12 protein-coding genes are annotated in these 13,349 nt (G+C 64.5%); 8 read left to right on the top strand and 4 right to left on the bottom strand.

Annotated elements, in window-relative coordinates; genetic code table 11:
- Positions 1-166: 166 nt before the first annotated feature.
- From gcvH to Q4E95_RS02445, 5 genes are all read left to right on the top strand, one after another.
- Positions 167-553: a glycine cleavage system protein GcvH gene (gene gcvH / locus Q4E95_RS02465; RefSeq protein ID WP_303381792.1), complete on the top strand. Its 387-nt coding sequence runs from the start codon at positions 167-169 to the stop codon at positions 551-553.
- A gap of 33 nt (positions 554-586) precedes the next feature.
- Positions 587-1,030, top strand: a complete 444-nt coding sequence (locus Q4E95_RS02460; protein ID WP_303381791.1) for an FHA domain-containing protein — start codon at positions 587-589, stop codon at positions 1,028-1,030.
- A gap of 8 nt (positions 1,031-1,038) precedes the next feature.
- Positions 1,039-1,803, top strand: coding sequence for a MerR family transcriptional regulator (locus tag Q4E95_RS02455; protein ID WP_303381790.1), 765 nt, complete (start codon positions 1,039-1,041; stop codon positions 1,801-1,803).
- Positions 1,804-2,319: a bifunctional nuclease family protein gene (locus tag Q4E95_RS02450; protein WP_303381789.1), complete on the top strand. Its 516-nt coding sequence runs from the start codon at positions 1,804-1,806 to the stop codon at positions 2,317-2,319.
- Between the two features lie 230 nt (positions 2,320-2,549).
- A complete protein-coding gene (locus Q4E95_RS02445; RefSeq protein WP_303381794.1) occupies positions 2,550-3,092 on the top strand; it encodes a MerR family transcriptional regulator in 543 nt (180 codons plus the stop codon).
- A gap of 64 nt (positions 3,093-3,156) precedes the next feature.
- Here Q4E95_RS02445 and Q4E95_RS02440 read toward each other — a convergent pair whose 3' ends face one another.
- Positions 3,157-3,948, bottom strand: a complete 792-nt coding sequence (locus Q4E95_RS02440; protein ID WP_303381788.1) for a ParA family protein — start codon at positions 3,946-3,948, stop codon at positions 3,157-3,159.
- A gap of 221 nt (positions 3,949-4,169) precedes the next feature.
- On the opposite strand from Q4E95_RS02440, the gene Q4E95_RS02435 reads away from it, so the two are divergent.
- Positions 4,170-7,619 carry a pyruvate carboxylase gene (locus Q4E95_RS02435; RefSeq protein ID WP_303381787.1) on the top strand — a complete coding sequence of 1,150 codons (3,450 nt, stop codon included), beginning with the start codon at positions 4,170-4,172 and terminating at the stop codon, positions 7,617-7,619.
- 34 nt (positions 7,620-7,653) lie between these two features.
- Entirely contained in the window at positions 7,654-9,072 is a 1,419-nt protein-coding gene (locus tag Q4E95_RS02430) for a mycothione reductase (RefSeq protein ID WP_303381786.1), read from the top strand.
- A 133-nt stretch (positions 9,073-9,205) separates the two neighbouring features.
- On the opposite strand, the gene Q4E95_RS02425 is transcribed toward Q4E95_RS02430, so the two are convergent.
- The 3 genes from Q4E95_RS02425 to Q4E95_RS02415 form a co-directional block, all read right to left on the bottom strand.
- A complete protein-coding gene (locus tag Q4E95_RS02425) occupies positions 9,206-11,014 on the bottom strand; it encodes a long-chain fatty acid--CoA ligase (protein WP_303381785.1) in 1,809 nt (602 codons plus the stop codon).
- Between the two features lie 102 nt (positions 11,015-11,116).
- Complete coding sequence (locus tag Q4E95_RS02420) at positions 11,117-11,539, bottom strand: hypothetical protein (RefSeq protein WP_303381784.1); 423 nt, start codon at positions 11,537-11,539, stop codon at positions 11,117-11,119.
- Positions 11,536-12,342, bottom strand: coding sequence for a carboxylesterase (locus Q4E95_RS02415; protein ID WP_303381783.1), 807 nt, complete (start codon positions 12,340-12,342; stop codon positions 11,536-11,538). The genes Q4E95_RS02420 and Q4E95_RS02415 overlap by 4 nt, the downstream gene beginning before the upstream one ends.
- Before the next feature lie 143 nt (positions 12,343-12,485).
- On the opposite strand from Q4E95_RS02415, the gene Q4E95_RS02410 reads away from it, so the two are divergent.
- Positions 12,486-13,340 (top strand): 1-acyl-sn-glycerol-3-phosphate acyltransferase, encoded by an 855-nt coding sequence (locus Q4E95_RS02410; RefSeq protein ID WP_303381782.1) that lies wholly within the window; start codon positions 12,486-12,488, stop codon positions 13,338-13,340.
- Positions 13,341-13,349 lie beyond the last annotated feature (9 nt).

Genomic DNA, 13,349 nt, shown 5'->3' with positions numbered 1-13,349 from the left:
TTGCGTCGCCTCACCAGATTTCGCACGTGAGACGACGAGGGCTCAGCCCATGACCAACTGAAATATGAAAGTGAGCGGTCCGGGCGGGCGTCATCTCCGGCCGTTGTCGCAAGTGGGTGCGAGGCACGCGGACAAGTTACACCCTCTGTGCCCTAAACTGAGCGACATGAGTAACATTCCCGCGGAACTCGCGTACACCTCAGAACATGAATGGGTCAAAGACCTCCAGGACGACAACACCTACCGGGTGGGCATCACGGATCACGCCCAAGACGAACTGGGTGAAGTGGTCTTCGTGGACCTGCCTCAGGTGGGGGATCAAGTTTCCGCCGGCTCCGTTGTGGGCGAGATCGAATCCACCAAGTCCGTCAGTGACCTCTTCGTTCCGATTTCCGGTGAAATCACCGAGGTCAACCCCGAGCTCGAGGACAACCCCGGCGCTGTGAACGCCTCCCCCTACGAGGACGGCTGGCTCTTCACAATCCGCGCCGATTCTCCGGAGGCGACCAAGGACCTCTTGGACGCTGACCAGTATCAGCAGCAGCTGGACTGACCCGCAGACTCCACACTCAGGAGAAAGATACCTATGTCAAAGCAGGACAGCTCCGTACCCAACTCGGGGCCGGAAACCACATCCATTCAGATTGTCGCGGATGTTCTCTCCACCGCCGCTCGGCACAAGATGTCCGAGAGTGAGCAAAATGCGGTCGCCGCATTACCCCCTGGTTCCGCGTTGCTTCTGGAAACCAACGGCGGACTCACGGGTTCACGTTTCCTGCTGGACCGTGACGAAGTCATTGCCGGCCGTCACCCCGCGTGCTCCATTTTCCTGGACGACGTCACGGTGTCCCGAAGGCACGCGGGCTTCCTTCGTCGGTCGAACTCCTACGAGCTGGTGGACCAGTCCTCGCTCAACGGCACCTACGTCAACGGTGACCGCGTGGACTCCAAGCACTTGGAAAATGGGGACGAAGTCCAGATCGGTAAGTTCCGGTTCACCTTTTACCATTCCGTTCAAAAGGACTCCTGACACTACTCATGCCTGAATCCGGACACTCGCAGACCTCGCTGGTGGGTATCGGGGTGCTTCTACGACAACTGCAGCCCGAGTTCCCCGGCCTGTCCGCCTCCAAGATCCGTTTCTTGGAGGACCAAGGGCTGGTGCGCCCGCATCGCACAGCCTCGGGGTACCGCAAGTACTCGGAAGAAGACATCGACAGGTTGGCCACGGTGTTGCGCCTTCAACAGGAGCGTTACCTTCCGTTGAAGGTCATTCGCGACCGTCTGGATCGTGGGGAAGACCCGGGAGCGGAGGCCGAACCGCAAGAGCCGCGCGAGAGTGAGCGAGCGACGTCGACGGCGCCCGGTCAAGAACCGCAGGATCCGCACCAGGCAATGGCCCATCCCGTCCGTCAATCCGGGCGGCGTTACACCCTGCGTGAGGTGGCCGCCCGCACCGGTGCCGAGACCACCCTGCTGCGGGATCTGATGAACAACGGCTGGCTCGTGGAACGCGCGGGGTACTTCGACGACTACGCGCTCACGGTCGCGGCCACGGCCAAGCGGCTGAGCGCCTACGGTATCGAACCGCGTCACCTACGGGCTCTGCGCGGTGCTTCGGAGCGCATGATCGGACTCGTGGAGGGAACCATTGCCCCGCTCATCAGCCGCCGAGACCCTGTGTCCCGCGAGAAAGCCCCACAGCGGGCCCGGGAAATCGCGTCTCTGTGTCTGACCATGACCACGGCCCTGCTGAACTCCCAACTCAAAGACACTCTCCGTCCCTTCGAACAGGAGCGCTAGGTGGCTTCCCCGGACGTACCCATGGAAGTGGCCGGAGTCCGCATGGACGTACCCACCGGGCAGCCGGTGGTGGTGCTGCGCGAAGTCAACGGCGCTCGACATCTGCCGATCTGGGTGGGCACCAACGAGGCGACCTCGATCGTCTTCGCCATGCAGGGCATCAAGCCGCCCCGCCCCCTCACGCATGATTTGCTGATCTCCGTGGTGGACGCACTGGGCCACAACATCTCTCGGGTGGTCATCCACACGGTGGAGGACACCGTGTTCCACGCCGCCATTGAGTTCGACCACGGAATCGTGGTGGATGCCAGGGCCTCGGATGCGCTCGCGGTGGCCGTGCGAACCAAATCCCGGATCGTGTGCGCCCAATCCGTGCTGGAAGATTCCGGTCTTGTGTTGAGCGCGGATGGTGAGCTGCGCGAGCAGCCGGCCCCGGACCAGGCGGAAGCCGACGTCCAGGTGCGTGAGTTCCGTGACTTTCTGGATCACGTGGACCCTGACGATTTCCAGACCTGACAGGGAGTTCGGCGGGTGAGCTGACGTCGCGACACGTTGCGACCCCGTACAAATGTCTTTGACCCGCCGCACCCCGAGGTCTACCGTCTAATCATTACCGAGAACTGTCTTCCGGTAACTCAGCCATGAACCACCCCAGCCGATCCCGAGGAGGATATGTGAGCCACGGAGACCTTCCGCTGGATGTAGCAGATCCGCTCCAGTCTTCTCTGGCGGGCGGCACACAGGGGATGCTGTTCGATGAGGATCTGGTCAGTTTCGACGAGACCGTCGGGTTCCGCGGACCCACGGCCTGCAAAGCTGCCGGCATCACCTACCGTCAACTCGACTATTGGGCGCGCACCAGTCTGGTCGAGCCCACGGTGCGCGGAGCCAAGGGCTCCGGTTCGCAACGCTTGTACTCCTTCCGCGACATCCTGGTTCTCAAGGTCGTGAAGCGACTATTGGACACGGGTGTCTCGCTGCAGCAGATTCGTTCCGCCGTGGGCGCCCTGCGGCTGCGTGGGATCGAGGATCTCACGCAGCTCACGTTGATGTCCGACGGCGCCAGCGTGTACGAATGCACGTCACCCCACGAGGTCATCGACCTGGTCCAGGGGGGACAGGGGGTCTTCGGCATTGCCGTGGGCCGGGTCTGGCGCGAAATAGAGGGCGCGTTGGCGTCCATGCCCGCGGAGCACACGGCGGTGGCCACCGCCGACGCCGCCGAGGATTTTCCCGAGGACGAGCTCTCCGCCCGTCGGGCGCGCCGTCGCAAGAAAAACGCCGGCTGACGCGTCCCGCTAACTCGACGCCGTCCCCAGCGAAACGGCCTCCGAGTCCGTCATGAGGCGGTGACTACCTCAGGAGCCCGGCGAGGATGGTGCTGAAGCGCTCGGCCAGAACCGCGGCTTGTTCCCCGGGCCATCTGTGCACGGGCCAAGCAGCACCTTGAACCTGTTGCATGACGGGAGCATCCGGGAGAATCGGGTGCACCACGAGGTCACCGAACAACTCATGAAGTTCATTGATGCGGTGCGCGTGTTCTGAGAAGTCTTGTCGAGCCCGGTTCACGATCACACCCGCGGCGGGTACGGCCCAGAGTTTGGAACCCTCGAACTGGGCCAGCGCGGTCATCGTCCGCTTGGTGCCGGCCACGGAGAAGAGCGAGGGCTCGGCAACGGAGAGCACCTTGTGGGAGGCCGCCCACGCCATGCGGGTCAGTGCGGTGAGGCTGGGCGGGCAGTCAATGAGTACCAGCTCGTACGTGTCAACCCCCTGAAGCACTGTTTCCAGACGCTTGAGATCCTTGACCTTGAAGCCGGAACGGTCCAAATGCGAGGACACCGCGGAACCCGGTGCCACGTCCAGGACGGGCCGGGGGGAGGATTCGGGAGTGATGGGGTGCGCGGTCCACGACGCGGCAACTGTGATCTTGGACACGGCGCCTTTCTTCGGTTTGCGCAGAATGGAACCGATGTCGCGGGAGCCGTGAGCGCGGACACCGAGAGCGGTGGAGGCATCGGCGTGGGGGTCGAGATCGATCACGAGAGTGGGGATGCCCGCAGCCAAGGCGGCCGAGGCCAGACCGAGAGTTACCGATGATTTACCCACGCCGCCCTTGAGGCTGCTGATGCTGACGATCTGCACTGTGTCCTCTCCCCGTTCAGTGTCCCGGCCACCGGGACACAACCCTGTCCATGCTAATGGCTGGACTGATAGCGATTTCGTCACGAAAGAACAGAATCCGGTACACAGTGTGGTCAGTCCACACGTATGATGTAGGTCTCACGTATGCTGAGACAGCTAGTTCGCTATCTAACGCAGCGCCCTTCGAGGCCCACTGGCCCGGGGGTGCGGAACGGCAGTACATGTTCTCCAAAATCCTGGTGGCCAACCGCGGCGAAATCGCTATCCGAGCATTTCGTGCCGCGTACGAACTCGGCGCGAAAACCGTGGCCGTGTTCCCGCACGAAGACCGTAATTCCATCCACCGTCAGAAATCTGACGAGGCGTACCCCATTGGCCAGGAAGGTCACCCGGTGCGCGCGTACCTGGACGTGGACGAGGTTGTTCGTGTCGCCAAAGAATCCGGCGCCGATGCCATTTACCCCGGCTACGGCTTCCTGTCCGAGAACCCCGAGCTTGCCCGCGCCGCCGATGCCGCGGGCATTAAGTTTGTCGGGCCCAAGGCAGAGATCCTGGAACTGGCGGGCAACAAGGTAGCGGCCCTGCGTGCCGCGAAGCGCGCGGGCATCCCCACATTGCAGTCAACCGAACCCTCCTCGGACAAGGACCAGCTGATCGAGGAGGCCGAGAAGATCGGCTACCCGCTGTTCGTGAAGGCCGTGGCCGGCGGCGGCGGGCGCGGTATGCGCCGGGTGGAGGCTTCCAAGGACCTGCCCGGTGCACTCGACGCCGCCATGCGGGAAGCGGACACCGCGTTCGGTGACCCCACCGTGTTCATCGAGCAGGCAGTACTGCGCCCACGGCACATCGAGGTGCAAATCCTCGCGGACAATGAGGGCAACGTGGTGCACCTGTTCGAGCGTGACTGCTCACTGCAGCGCCGTCACCAGAAGGTCATCGAGATCGCCCCGGCACCCAACCTGGACGATGACATCCGTCAGGCCCTGCACCGCGACGCCGTCAAGTTCGCCAAGGAACTCGGGTACGTCAACGCCGGCACCGTGGAATTCCTGGTGGACACCGCCGGCGAGCGCGCCGGTGAGCACGTGTTCATCGAAATGAACCCGCGCATCCAGGTGGAGCACACCGTGACCGAGGAAATCACGGACATCGATCTGGTTCAGGCGCAGCTGCGCATTGCCGCCGGTGAGACCCTCGAAGATCTCGGGATCAGCCAGGACACCCTGCGCGTGCGCGGCGCCGCTCTGCAGTGCCGCATCACCACCGAGGACCCCGCCAACGACTTCCGCCCGGATGTCGGCAAGGTCTCGGCCTACCGCTCCGCCGGCGGTGCGGGCGTCCGCCTGGACGGTGGCACGCTTTACGCCGGAGCCGAGATCTCCCCGCACTTCGACTCGATGCTGGTCAAGCTCACGTGCCGCGGAGGCGACTACACGACCGCGGTTCACCGAGCGCGCCGTTCCCTGGCGGAGTTCCGGATCCGCGGTATCGCCACCAATATCCAGTTCCTGCAGGCCGTCCTGGACGACCCGGACTTCATTGCCGGAGACGTGGCCACCGACTTCATCGAGAACCACCCGGAGCTGCTGCGCGGCAAGACCTCCGCGGACCGTGCGACCCGCGCCCTGACCTACCTGGCCGAGGTCACGGTCAACAAGCCCAACGGCGACCGCGTGGACGGTATCGACCCCCGTACCAAGCTGCCCCATTACCCGGGCGACAAGTCCGACGAGCCCTACCGCAGCCCCTTCGACGGCCCCTCGACCCACGAGCCGCCGGCCGGCTGGCGCCAGGTGCTCCGGGAGAAGGGCCCGGAAGGGTTCGCCCGGGAACTGCGCGCGTACGAACCTCTGGCGGTCACGTCCACCACCTTCCGTGACGCCCACCAGTCGCTGCTGGCCACCCGGGTGCGCACCCGTGATCTGCTCGCGGCGGCGCCGGCCTACGCGCACACCCTGCCGGGCCTGCTGTCGATCGAGGCCTGGGGCGGTGCGACCTACGACGTCGCTCTGCGCTTCCTGGGCGAGGACCCCTGGGACCGCTTGCGCCGCCTGCGCGAGGCGCTGCCGAACATCCCCATCCAGATGCTGTTGCGCGGTCGCAACACCGTGGGTTACACGCCGTACCCCACCGAGGTGACCAACGCGTTCGTCGCAGAGGCCGCAGAAACCGGCGTGGACATCTTCCGTATTTTTGATGCCCTCAACGATGTGGACCAGATGCGCCCGGCGATCGAGGCCGTTCGCGCCACCGGCACCGCCGTGGCCGAGGTGGCCCTGTGCTACACCGGTAACCTGCTGGATCCCCGGGAAGAGGTCTACACCCTCGAGTACTACCTGGATCTCGCTCAGAAGTGTGTGGATGCCGGCGCCCACGTCCTGGCCATCAAGGACATGGCCGGGCTGTTGCGTCCGGAAGCCGCCCGTAAATTGGTCACGGCGCTGCGCGAGCGTTTCGACCTCCCGCTGCACCTGCACACCCACGACACCGCCGGGGGCCAGTTGGCCACCCTCATGGCCGCCTCGGAAGCCGGCGTGGACGCCGTGGACGTTGCGTCCGCATCAATGGCGGGCACCACGTCGCAGGTCTCCGCGTCCGCGCTGGTCGCCGCGCTCGAGAACACCGAACGCGACACCAACCTGGGTCTGGATGCCGTGAGCGATCTGGAACCCTACTGGGAAGTGGTGCGCGGGATCTACAAGCCCTTCGAATCGGGGCTGAACAGCCCCACGGGTCGCGTGTACCGTCATGAGATCCCGGGCGGGCAGCTCTCGAACCTGCGCCAGCAAGCCATTGCGCTGGGCCTGGGCGAGAAGTTCGAGGCCATCGAGGACATGTACTTCGCCGCGGACAAGATGCTCGGCCACCTGGTCAAGGTGACCCCGTCCTCCAAGGTGGTGGGTGACCTCGCGCTGCAGCTGGTCGGTATGGATGTGGACCCGACGGAGTTCGAGGAGAACCCCAACACGTTCGACATCCCGGACTCCGTGATCAACTTCCTGGCCGGTGAGCTCGGTACCCCGCCGGCGGGGTGGCCCGAGCCGTTCCGTTCCAAGGCTCTCGAGGGTCGCAACGTGACCCTCGGGGACAAGGAACTCAGCGATGAGGATCAGGAGGGGCTCAACCAGCCCGGCGAGACGCGCCGTGCCACGCTGAACCGTTTGCTGTTCGCCGGGCCCACCAAGGAGTTCGAGGCATCACAGACCAAGTACGGTGACCTGTCCGTGCTGCACACCCGTGACTTCCTCTACGGTCTGCGCCAGGACTTCGAACACGTGATCTCCCTGGGCAAGGGCGTGCGACTGCTGGTGACCCTGCAGGCCATTTCCGAACCGGATGACAAGGGCATGCGCACCGTGATGGTCACCCTGAACGGACAACTGCGTTTGTTGGAGATCCGGGACAACTCCGTGAAGACGGATTCCGTGGAGCTGGAGAAGGCCGATTCCGCCAACCCGGGTCACGTGGCGGCGCCGTTTGCCGGTGCCGTCACGGTCACGGTGGCCGAAGGCGACACCGTGGAGCCCGGTCAGGCCGTGGCCACGATCGAGGCCATGAAAATGGAGGCCTCCATCACCACGCCCACCGGCGGGACGGTCTCGCGGATCGCCCTGCGGGACGTTTCGCAGGTCAGCGGCGGTGATCTGGTGTTGGTGATCGAGACCGATTGATCGCCGATTTGCCAAGCTCCCTAGGATGGGATCCATGCGCGAATTCGATCTCATCATTGTGGGCTCCGGCTCCGGCAACTCCATCCTCACGGAGGAGTATCAGGACCTGAACGTGGCCATCGTGGAACCGGGTACTTTCGGTGGAACGTGCCTCAACGTGGGGTGCATCCCCACCAAGATGTACGTGTACCCGGCCACGGTGGCCCGCGAAGCCGAGGACGCGTCCCGCCTCGGGGTCAGGGCGAGCGTGGACTCGGTGGACTGGCAGGCCATGCGGGATCGGATCTTCACCAGAATTGACGCCATAGCCAATGGGGGTCTGACCTACCGCCAATCCCTGGAGAACGTGAGCGTGATCCAGGAGTACGTCCACTTCGTGGAGCCCAAGGTTCTGGAGACCGAGTCGGGGGAGCGAATTACCGCTCCAAATATCGTACTGGCCAACGGCTCACGCGTTCAGCTTCCGGAGATACCCGGCATCGACCTTCCCGGGGTGCACACCTCGGACACCGTGATGCGCCTGGACGAGCTGCCCGAATCAATCATTGTGGTGGGTGGCGGTTACATAGCCGCCGAGTTCTGTCACGTGTTCAACGGTCTGGGGTCCAAGGTCACCCAGCTCAACCGTTCCGAGCGGCTGCTGCGTCATCACGATGACACCATCGCCGAGCGCTTCAAGCGCGAAGCGGCCCTGCAATGGGACCTGCAAGTGAACCGCTCGATCACCGGGATCGAGCAAGCGGCGGACGGGAAACTCACGGTGAGCGCCGCGGCGTCGGACGAATCCCAGCAGAGCTGGGAGGGGACGGCGGACGTGGTCCTGATGGCCACCGGGCGCGTGCCCAACGCGGACACCCTCAATCCCGAGGCGGCACACCTGGATGTGTCCGATTCCGGTCTGCTGGCCGTGGACGACTACCAGCGGGTGCTCAGCAATGGCCAGCCCGTCGAGGGACTCTGGGCCCTGGGAGACGTGTGCTCGCCGTACCAGCTCAAACACGTGGCCAATGCGGAAGCCCGCACGGTCGCACACAACGTGGTGCACCCGGAATCGCTGCGCGTCACTGACCACCGCTACGTGCCCTCGGCCGTGTTCACGGACCCACAGATCGCGACCGTGGGCATGACGGAACAGCAGGCACGCATCTGGGCCGGGGAGAACAATACGGAAATCACCGTGAAGGAACAGAGATTCGGTGATGTCGCCTACGGCTGGGCCATGGAGGATTCGGTGGGGATCTGCAAGCTCATTGCGGACAAGAGCACCGGATTGCTGCTGGGCGCGCACTTGATCGGTAAGGATTCATCCAACCTGATTCAGCCGCTGATCCAGGCCATGTCCTTCGGGCAGACCGCTCAGCAAATGGCTCGCGGTCAGTACTGGATCCACCCGGCACTGGCCGAAGTGATCGAGAACGCGCTGCTCGGACTGGATCTCCCCGAACAGGACTGAGATGCACACGCGGAACTGAACACCGCGCCGAGATGGGGCACCAACACTCAGGACCCCAACGCACAGCGGGAGGCCCGGCCGATCACTGATCGGCCGGGCCTCCGGCTACATCCCGAGATGGGTGCGCCCTCACCTACTTGGCGTAGAGAGCATCGATCTGCTGGGCGTAATCCTCGATGACCTTGGCGCGCTTGAGCTTCATGGACGGCGTCAGGTAACCGTCCTCAATCGTGAAATCGTGGTCCAGGATCTCGAACTTGCGGATGCTTTCCGCGCGGGAGACCTTGGCGTTGGCGTGGTCCACGATTTTCTGGACGTGCTCAATGACCGCCGGCTCCTTGGCGGCCTGCGCCGGTGTCAGTGACGAGTCCAGACCCAGGGTCGGCAGGACCCTGGGCAGGGTGTCCGGATCCAGGGTGATGAGCGCGGAGATGAAGGATCGGTTGTCACCGAGCACAATGATCTGCCCCACGGTGGCCGAGGCCCTGATCGGGTCTTCCAGCAGGTTGGGCACCACGTTCTTACCCGCGGCGGTCACAATGATTTCCTTCTTGCGTCCGGTCACGGTCAGCAGTCCCTCGTCATCGAGGACGCCCAGATCGCCGGTCGCAAACCAGCCGTCGTGGAAGCTTTCCGCGGTCTTGTCCGGCATGCCGTGGTAAGCGCGGAACACGTTGTTGCCGCGCACCAAAATCTCCCCGTCTTGGGCAATCGCGATCTCGTGGCCCGGGATCGGGTGGCCCACGGTGCCCAAACGGTTGATGCTGGGGAAATTCGCGGAGATGGGTGCGGTCGTTTCGGTGAGGCCGTAACCCTCCACCACGTAGACGCCTATCCCGTTGAAGAAGTGACCCAGACGCGAGCCCAGGGCGGCACCGCCGGACACGGCGTAGCGAACCGCACCTCCCATGGCGTTGCGCAGCGTGGAGTACACGAGCTTGTCGTAGAGCCGATGCTGGGCCTCGAGCAGCGGGGAAACCTTGCCCGCCTGCGAGGCCTTGGACCACTCGACGGCCACGGAGACGGCCCGGGCGAAAATGAGCTTCTTCACGGGGGAGGCCGCCGAGGCCTTCAGGCGCGCGCCCACGAAGATCTTCTCGAACACGCGAGGTACGGCCAGGATGAACGTGGGGTTGAACCGCCCCAGGTCCTCCATGAGCCCGGAGACGTCCGGGGTGTGGGCCAGGGTGACGCCGGCGTCCAGCGCGATGACTTCCACGAACCGTGCAAACACGTGGGCCAGCGGCAGGAACAACAGCGTGCGGGCACCCGGATAAATGACTTCCGAGGCCACGGGAATGGTGTTGGCCGCGCATCCGACAAAGTTTCGGTGAGTCAGTTCGCAGCCCTTGGGCGGGCCGGTGGTCCCCGAGGTGTAGATCAGGGTGGCGGTGTCGTCCAGGGAGATTCCGCCGTGTGGGTTGTCGAAATCCGTCCGGTCGGCACCTTCGGCAATGAAGGTCTCCAGTGATGACTTCTGATCCGCCGTGTCGAAAACACACATGCGGGACACGGCATCGAACGGGGTGATAGCGGCGGCCAGCTCAACGCGTTCGGCCAACTCATCGGTTTCCACGAAAATCGCCCGCGCCTTGGAATCGGACAGGATCCAGGCGATCTGGTCCGGGGAAGACGTGTCGTACACGGGTACGGGCACGGCGCCGACCCACCACAGGGCGAAGTCCACCAGCGACCACTCGTAGCGGGTGCGGCTCAGGATGCCCACGCGGTCGCCGGGTTGAATGCCCCGAGCGGCCAAGCCACGGGCCACGGCAATGACCTCGTCGCGGAACTCTCGCGCCGTGACATCGCGCTCCTTGCCTTCGGCCAGGATCGTGTACAGGACAAGGTCCGGGTTTTCGCGTGCTTGGCGGGCCAGGATCTCGGCCACGCTGTTGTGCGGAAGCGGGTCAACGGCGGGGGGTACGCTCACGCGTCTCATGGGTCACCCTTCTGTGCAAGGACTTTCAGCCAGCCTACTGTGTGATGCGGATCATGCCGCGGCATGTATGGACGTGTCCACCGTCAGCTCGGAAAAACTCGTTCAGACCACGGCGCCGTCGTCATCCCGGGGATCCTCGGGAAGAGCGCGAAACACCAGGTACAGACCACCGATCAAGCCGGCGACACCGGCGGCCCACACCACCGCGGGCAGCGAACCGGGCAGCACCGCCAGGCCCACCATGATGACGAGCACCGCAAGAATCACTGTAACGGCTCGGATCATCGTGGCACTCACACCGCGGGTGATCTCTCCAGGATCGGGGTTGTACGACTCGTCCTCCTCGGACTCGAAGAGCTCGAGGGGTACCTCCGCGGCGGGTTGCTCCCGGGGTTCCCACGGAATCTCATCGGCCCAGGGCTCGGCCCCCTCATCATCGCGGGGCACGTTGTCCCAGTCGTTGCCGTCAATGATGCGGCGGAAATCGTCGTCGGGCCGGGAGTCCTCGGGGTCGCGTGCGCTCATGCCGACGCCGCCACCTCACCGGCGGAGTGCGTCAGACCAAGGCCGCGCATGAGGTTCTGTACCGCCTGACGGGAGGCCGTTTCCACGATGCCCTGGTCGTAGTCCATGGTGGCCACGTGAAAACTGTTGGGCAGGGCAATCACTTCCACCGGCCCCGCGCTGCGCTCGCGGATGAGGTCCACGGACGCACCCGCCACCACGTGGTCCTCCGCCGAGCGGAAGACGAGGGCCGGAGCGCTCACCGCGGGAAGCGTCTTGATCGCCTGTCGAATCAGGAGGTTGAGCTGGGCCACCGCGGCCAGCGGAGTGCGGTCATAGGTGACCTCACCCTCGGAGGGTCGCTTGATGTCGCTGCCGATTCCGGGGACCGAGGTCACTACGTGGCGGGCAATATGGCTGTACGCGGCGGCACGGTTGGTCAACGCCAGAGCGGGATTGACCAGGAGCAGTCCCGCCACCCGGTACCGGGCGGCCAGCTGAACCGCCAAGGCGCCACCCATGGACAAACCACACACCACCACGTGGTCGTGCCGGGAACGCAACCGCCAGTACTCCTCGTCCACGGCGTCGCGCCACGCGTGCCAGTTCTCCTTGGCCAAGTCCTCCCACGAGGTGCCGTGACCCGGCAGGAGCGGAACGGACACGGACGGGTGGTGGCCGGCGGCGTCGTCGGCGTGGTGGATGGCGCGCGCCCACTCGATGACCGAGGCGGTCGTGGACGTGAACCCGTGCAGCACCAGCACCCCCACGGACGCGGAACCGGGGAAGAACTGATGGCCGTGTGTGGCGGGATCGAAGCTCATGGCGCCATTGTGCCAGCCCGGGCACAAGGCATGAGAGAATCCAGCGGTGAAGTCGCTACGCGCACTGCTGATCCGCGCGTACCAGACCCGTTCGACGCCGCGGTCACGTGGTTCAACAAAAGCTTTCCGGAAGGATCCGAGTCATGGTGTACATGTTCCTCAAGCGCTACGTGGTGGGCCCCGTGGTGAACACGGTTTACCGACCCAAGGCGATCGGATTGGAGAACGTCCCCTCCCAGGGTGCGGCCATCCTGGCGAGTAACCACCTGTCCATCTCGGATTCCGTGTTCATGCCGGTGGCGGTGCCCCGCCAGGTCTATTTCCTGGCCAAGTCCGAGTACTTCACCGGCCCCGGGGTCAAGGGCAAGGTCGTGGGGGCCTTCTTCCGCGCCATCAACCAGATCCCCATGGACCGCAATGGGGGCAAGGCCAGCGCCAAGGCCCTGAGCGCCGGCGGTCAGGCCCTGCAGGACGGGAAGCTGCTGGGAATTTATCCGGAGGGCACGCGCTCGCCGGACGGTCGCCTGTACCGCGGCAAGATCGGTGTGGCTCGTCTGGCGCTGGAAACCGGCGCGCCCGTGGTGCCGATCGCGATGGTCGGTACGGACAAGATCCAGCCGCTGGGGTCCAAGTTCCCGGACCCCCGAAAGGCCAAGGTCACCACGATTTTCGGCAAGCCGCTGGACTTCTCCCACCTCAAGGGCCGGCACGGGGATCACGCCCTCATGCGTGAAGTCACCGACCAGATCATGGTGGCCATCCAGGAACTGTCCGGCCAGGAGACCGCGGACGTGTACGCCGCCAACCACAAGAAAGAACTGGCGGAGCATAAACGTGAACAGTTCAAGACCCAGGTCAAGGACGCCGCCGAATCCGCCCGTGAAAAGGGCCGCTCGATGTCCGCCACCGTGTCCCAGCAGGCGGAGCAACTGGGTTCCAAACTGCCCGGCCGTTCACATGATGGAAACGATGACCACCCCTCGGACCGGAACGCCTAGACTGGGACA

The sequence above is a fragment of the Kocuria sp. genome (assembly GCF_030536815.1).
GTDB classification, from domain to species: domain Bacteria; phylum Actinomycetota; class Actinomycetes; order Actinomycetales; family Micrococcaceae; genus Kocuria; species Kocuria gwangalliensis.
The sequence above is the reverse complement of the archived record's forward strand: the minus strand, read 5'-3'. Positions and strand labels throughout refer to the sequence as shown.

Bases quoted from the DNA above. Each gene is read 5' to 3' on its own strand.
- Q4E95_RS02455 (WP_303381790.1), top strand. From the start codon at position 1,039: ATGCCTGAATCCGGACACTCGCAGACCTCGCTGGTGGGTATCGGGGTG.
- Q4E95_RS02410 (WP_303381782.1), top strand. From the start codon at position 12,486: ATGGTGTACATGTTCCTCAAGCGCTACGTGGTGGGCCCCGTGGTGAAC.
- Q4E95_RS02415 (WP_303381783.1), bottom strand. From the start codon at position 12,342: ATGAGCTTCGATCCCGCCACACACGGCCATCAGTTCTTCCCCGGTTCC.
- Q4E95_RS02425 (WP_303381785.1), bottom strand. From the start codon at position 11,014: ATGAGACGCGTGAGCGTACCCCCCGCCGTTGACCCGCTTCCGCACAAC.
- Q4E95_RS02420 (WP_303381784.1), bottom strand. From the start codon at position 11,539: ATGAGCGCACGCGACCCCGAGGACTCCCGGCCCGACGACGATTTCCGC.
- Q4E95_RS02435 (WP_303381787.1), top strand. From the start codon at position 4,170: ATGTTCTCCAAAATCCTGGTGGCCAACCGCGGCGAAATCGCTATCCGA.
- Q4E95_RS02430 (WP_303381786.1), top strand. From the start codon at position 7,654: ATGCGCGAATTCGATCTCATCATTGTGGGCTCCGGCTCCGGCAACTCC.
- gcvH (WP_303381792.1), top strand. From the start codon at position 167: ATGAGTAACATTCCCGCGGAACTCGCGTACACCTCAGAACATGAATGG.
- Q4E95_RS02445 (WP_303381794.1), top strand. From the start codon at position 2,550: ATGCTGTTCGATGAGGATCTGGTCAGTTTCGACGAGACCGTCGGGTTC.
- Q4E95_RS02460 (WP_303381791.1), top strand. From the start codon at position 587: ATGTCAAAGCAGGACAGCTCCGTACCCAACTCGGGGCCGGAAACCACA.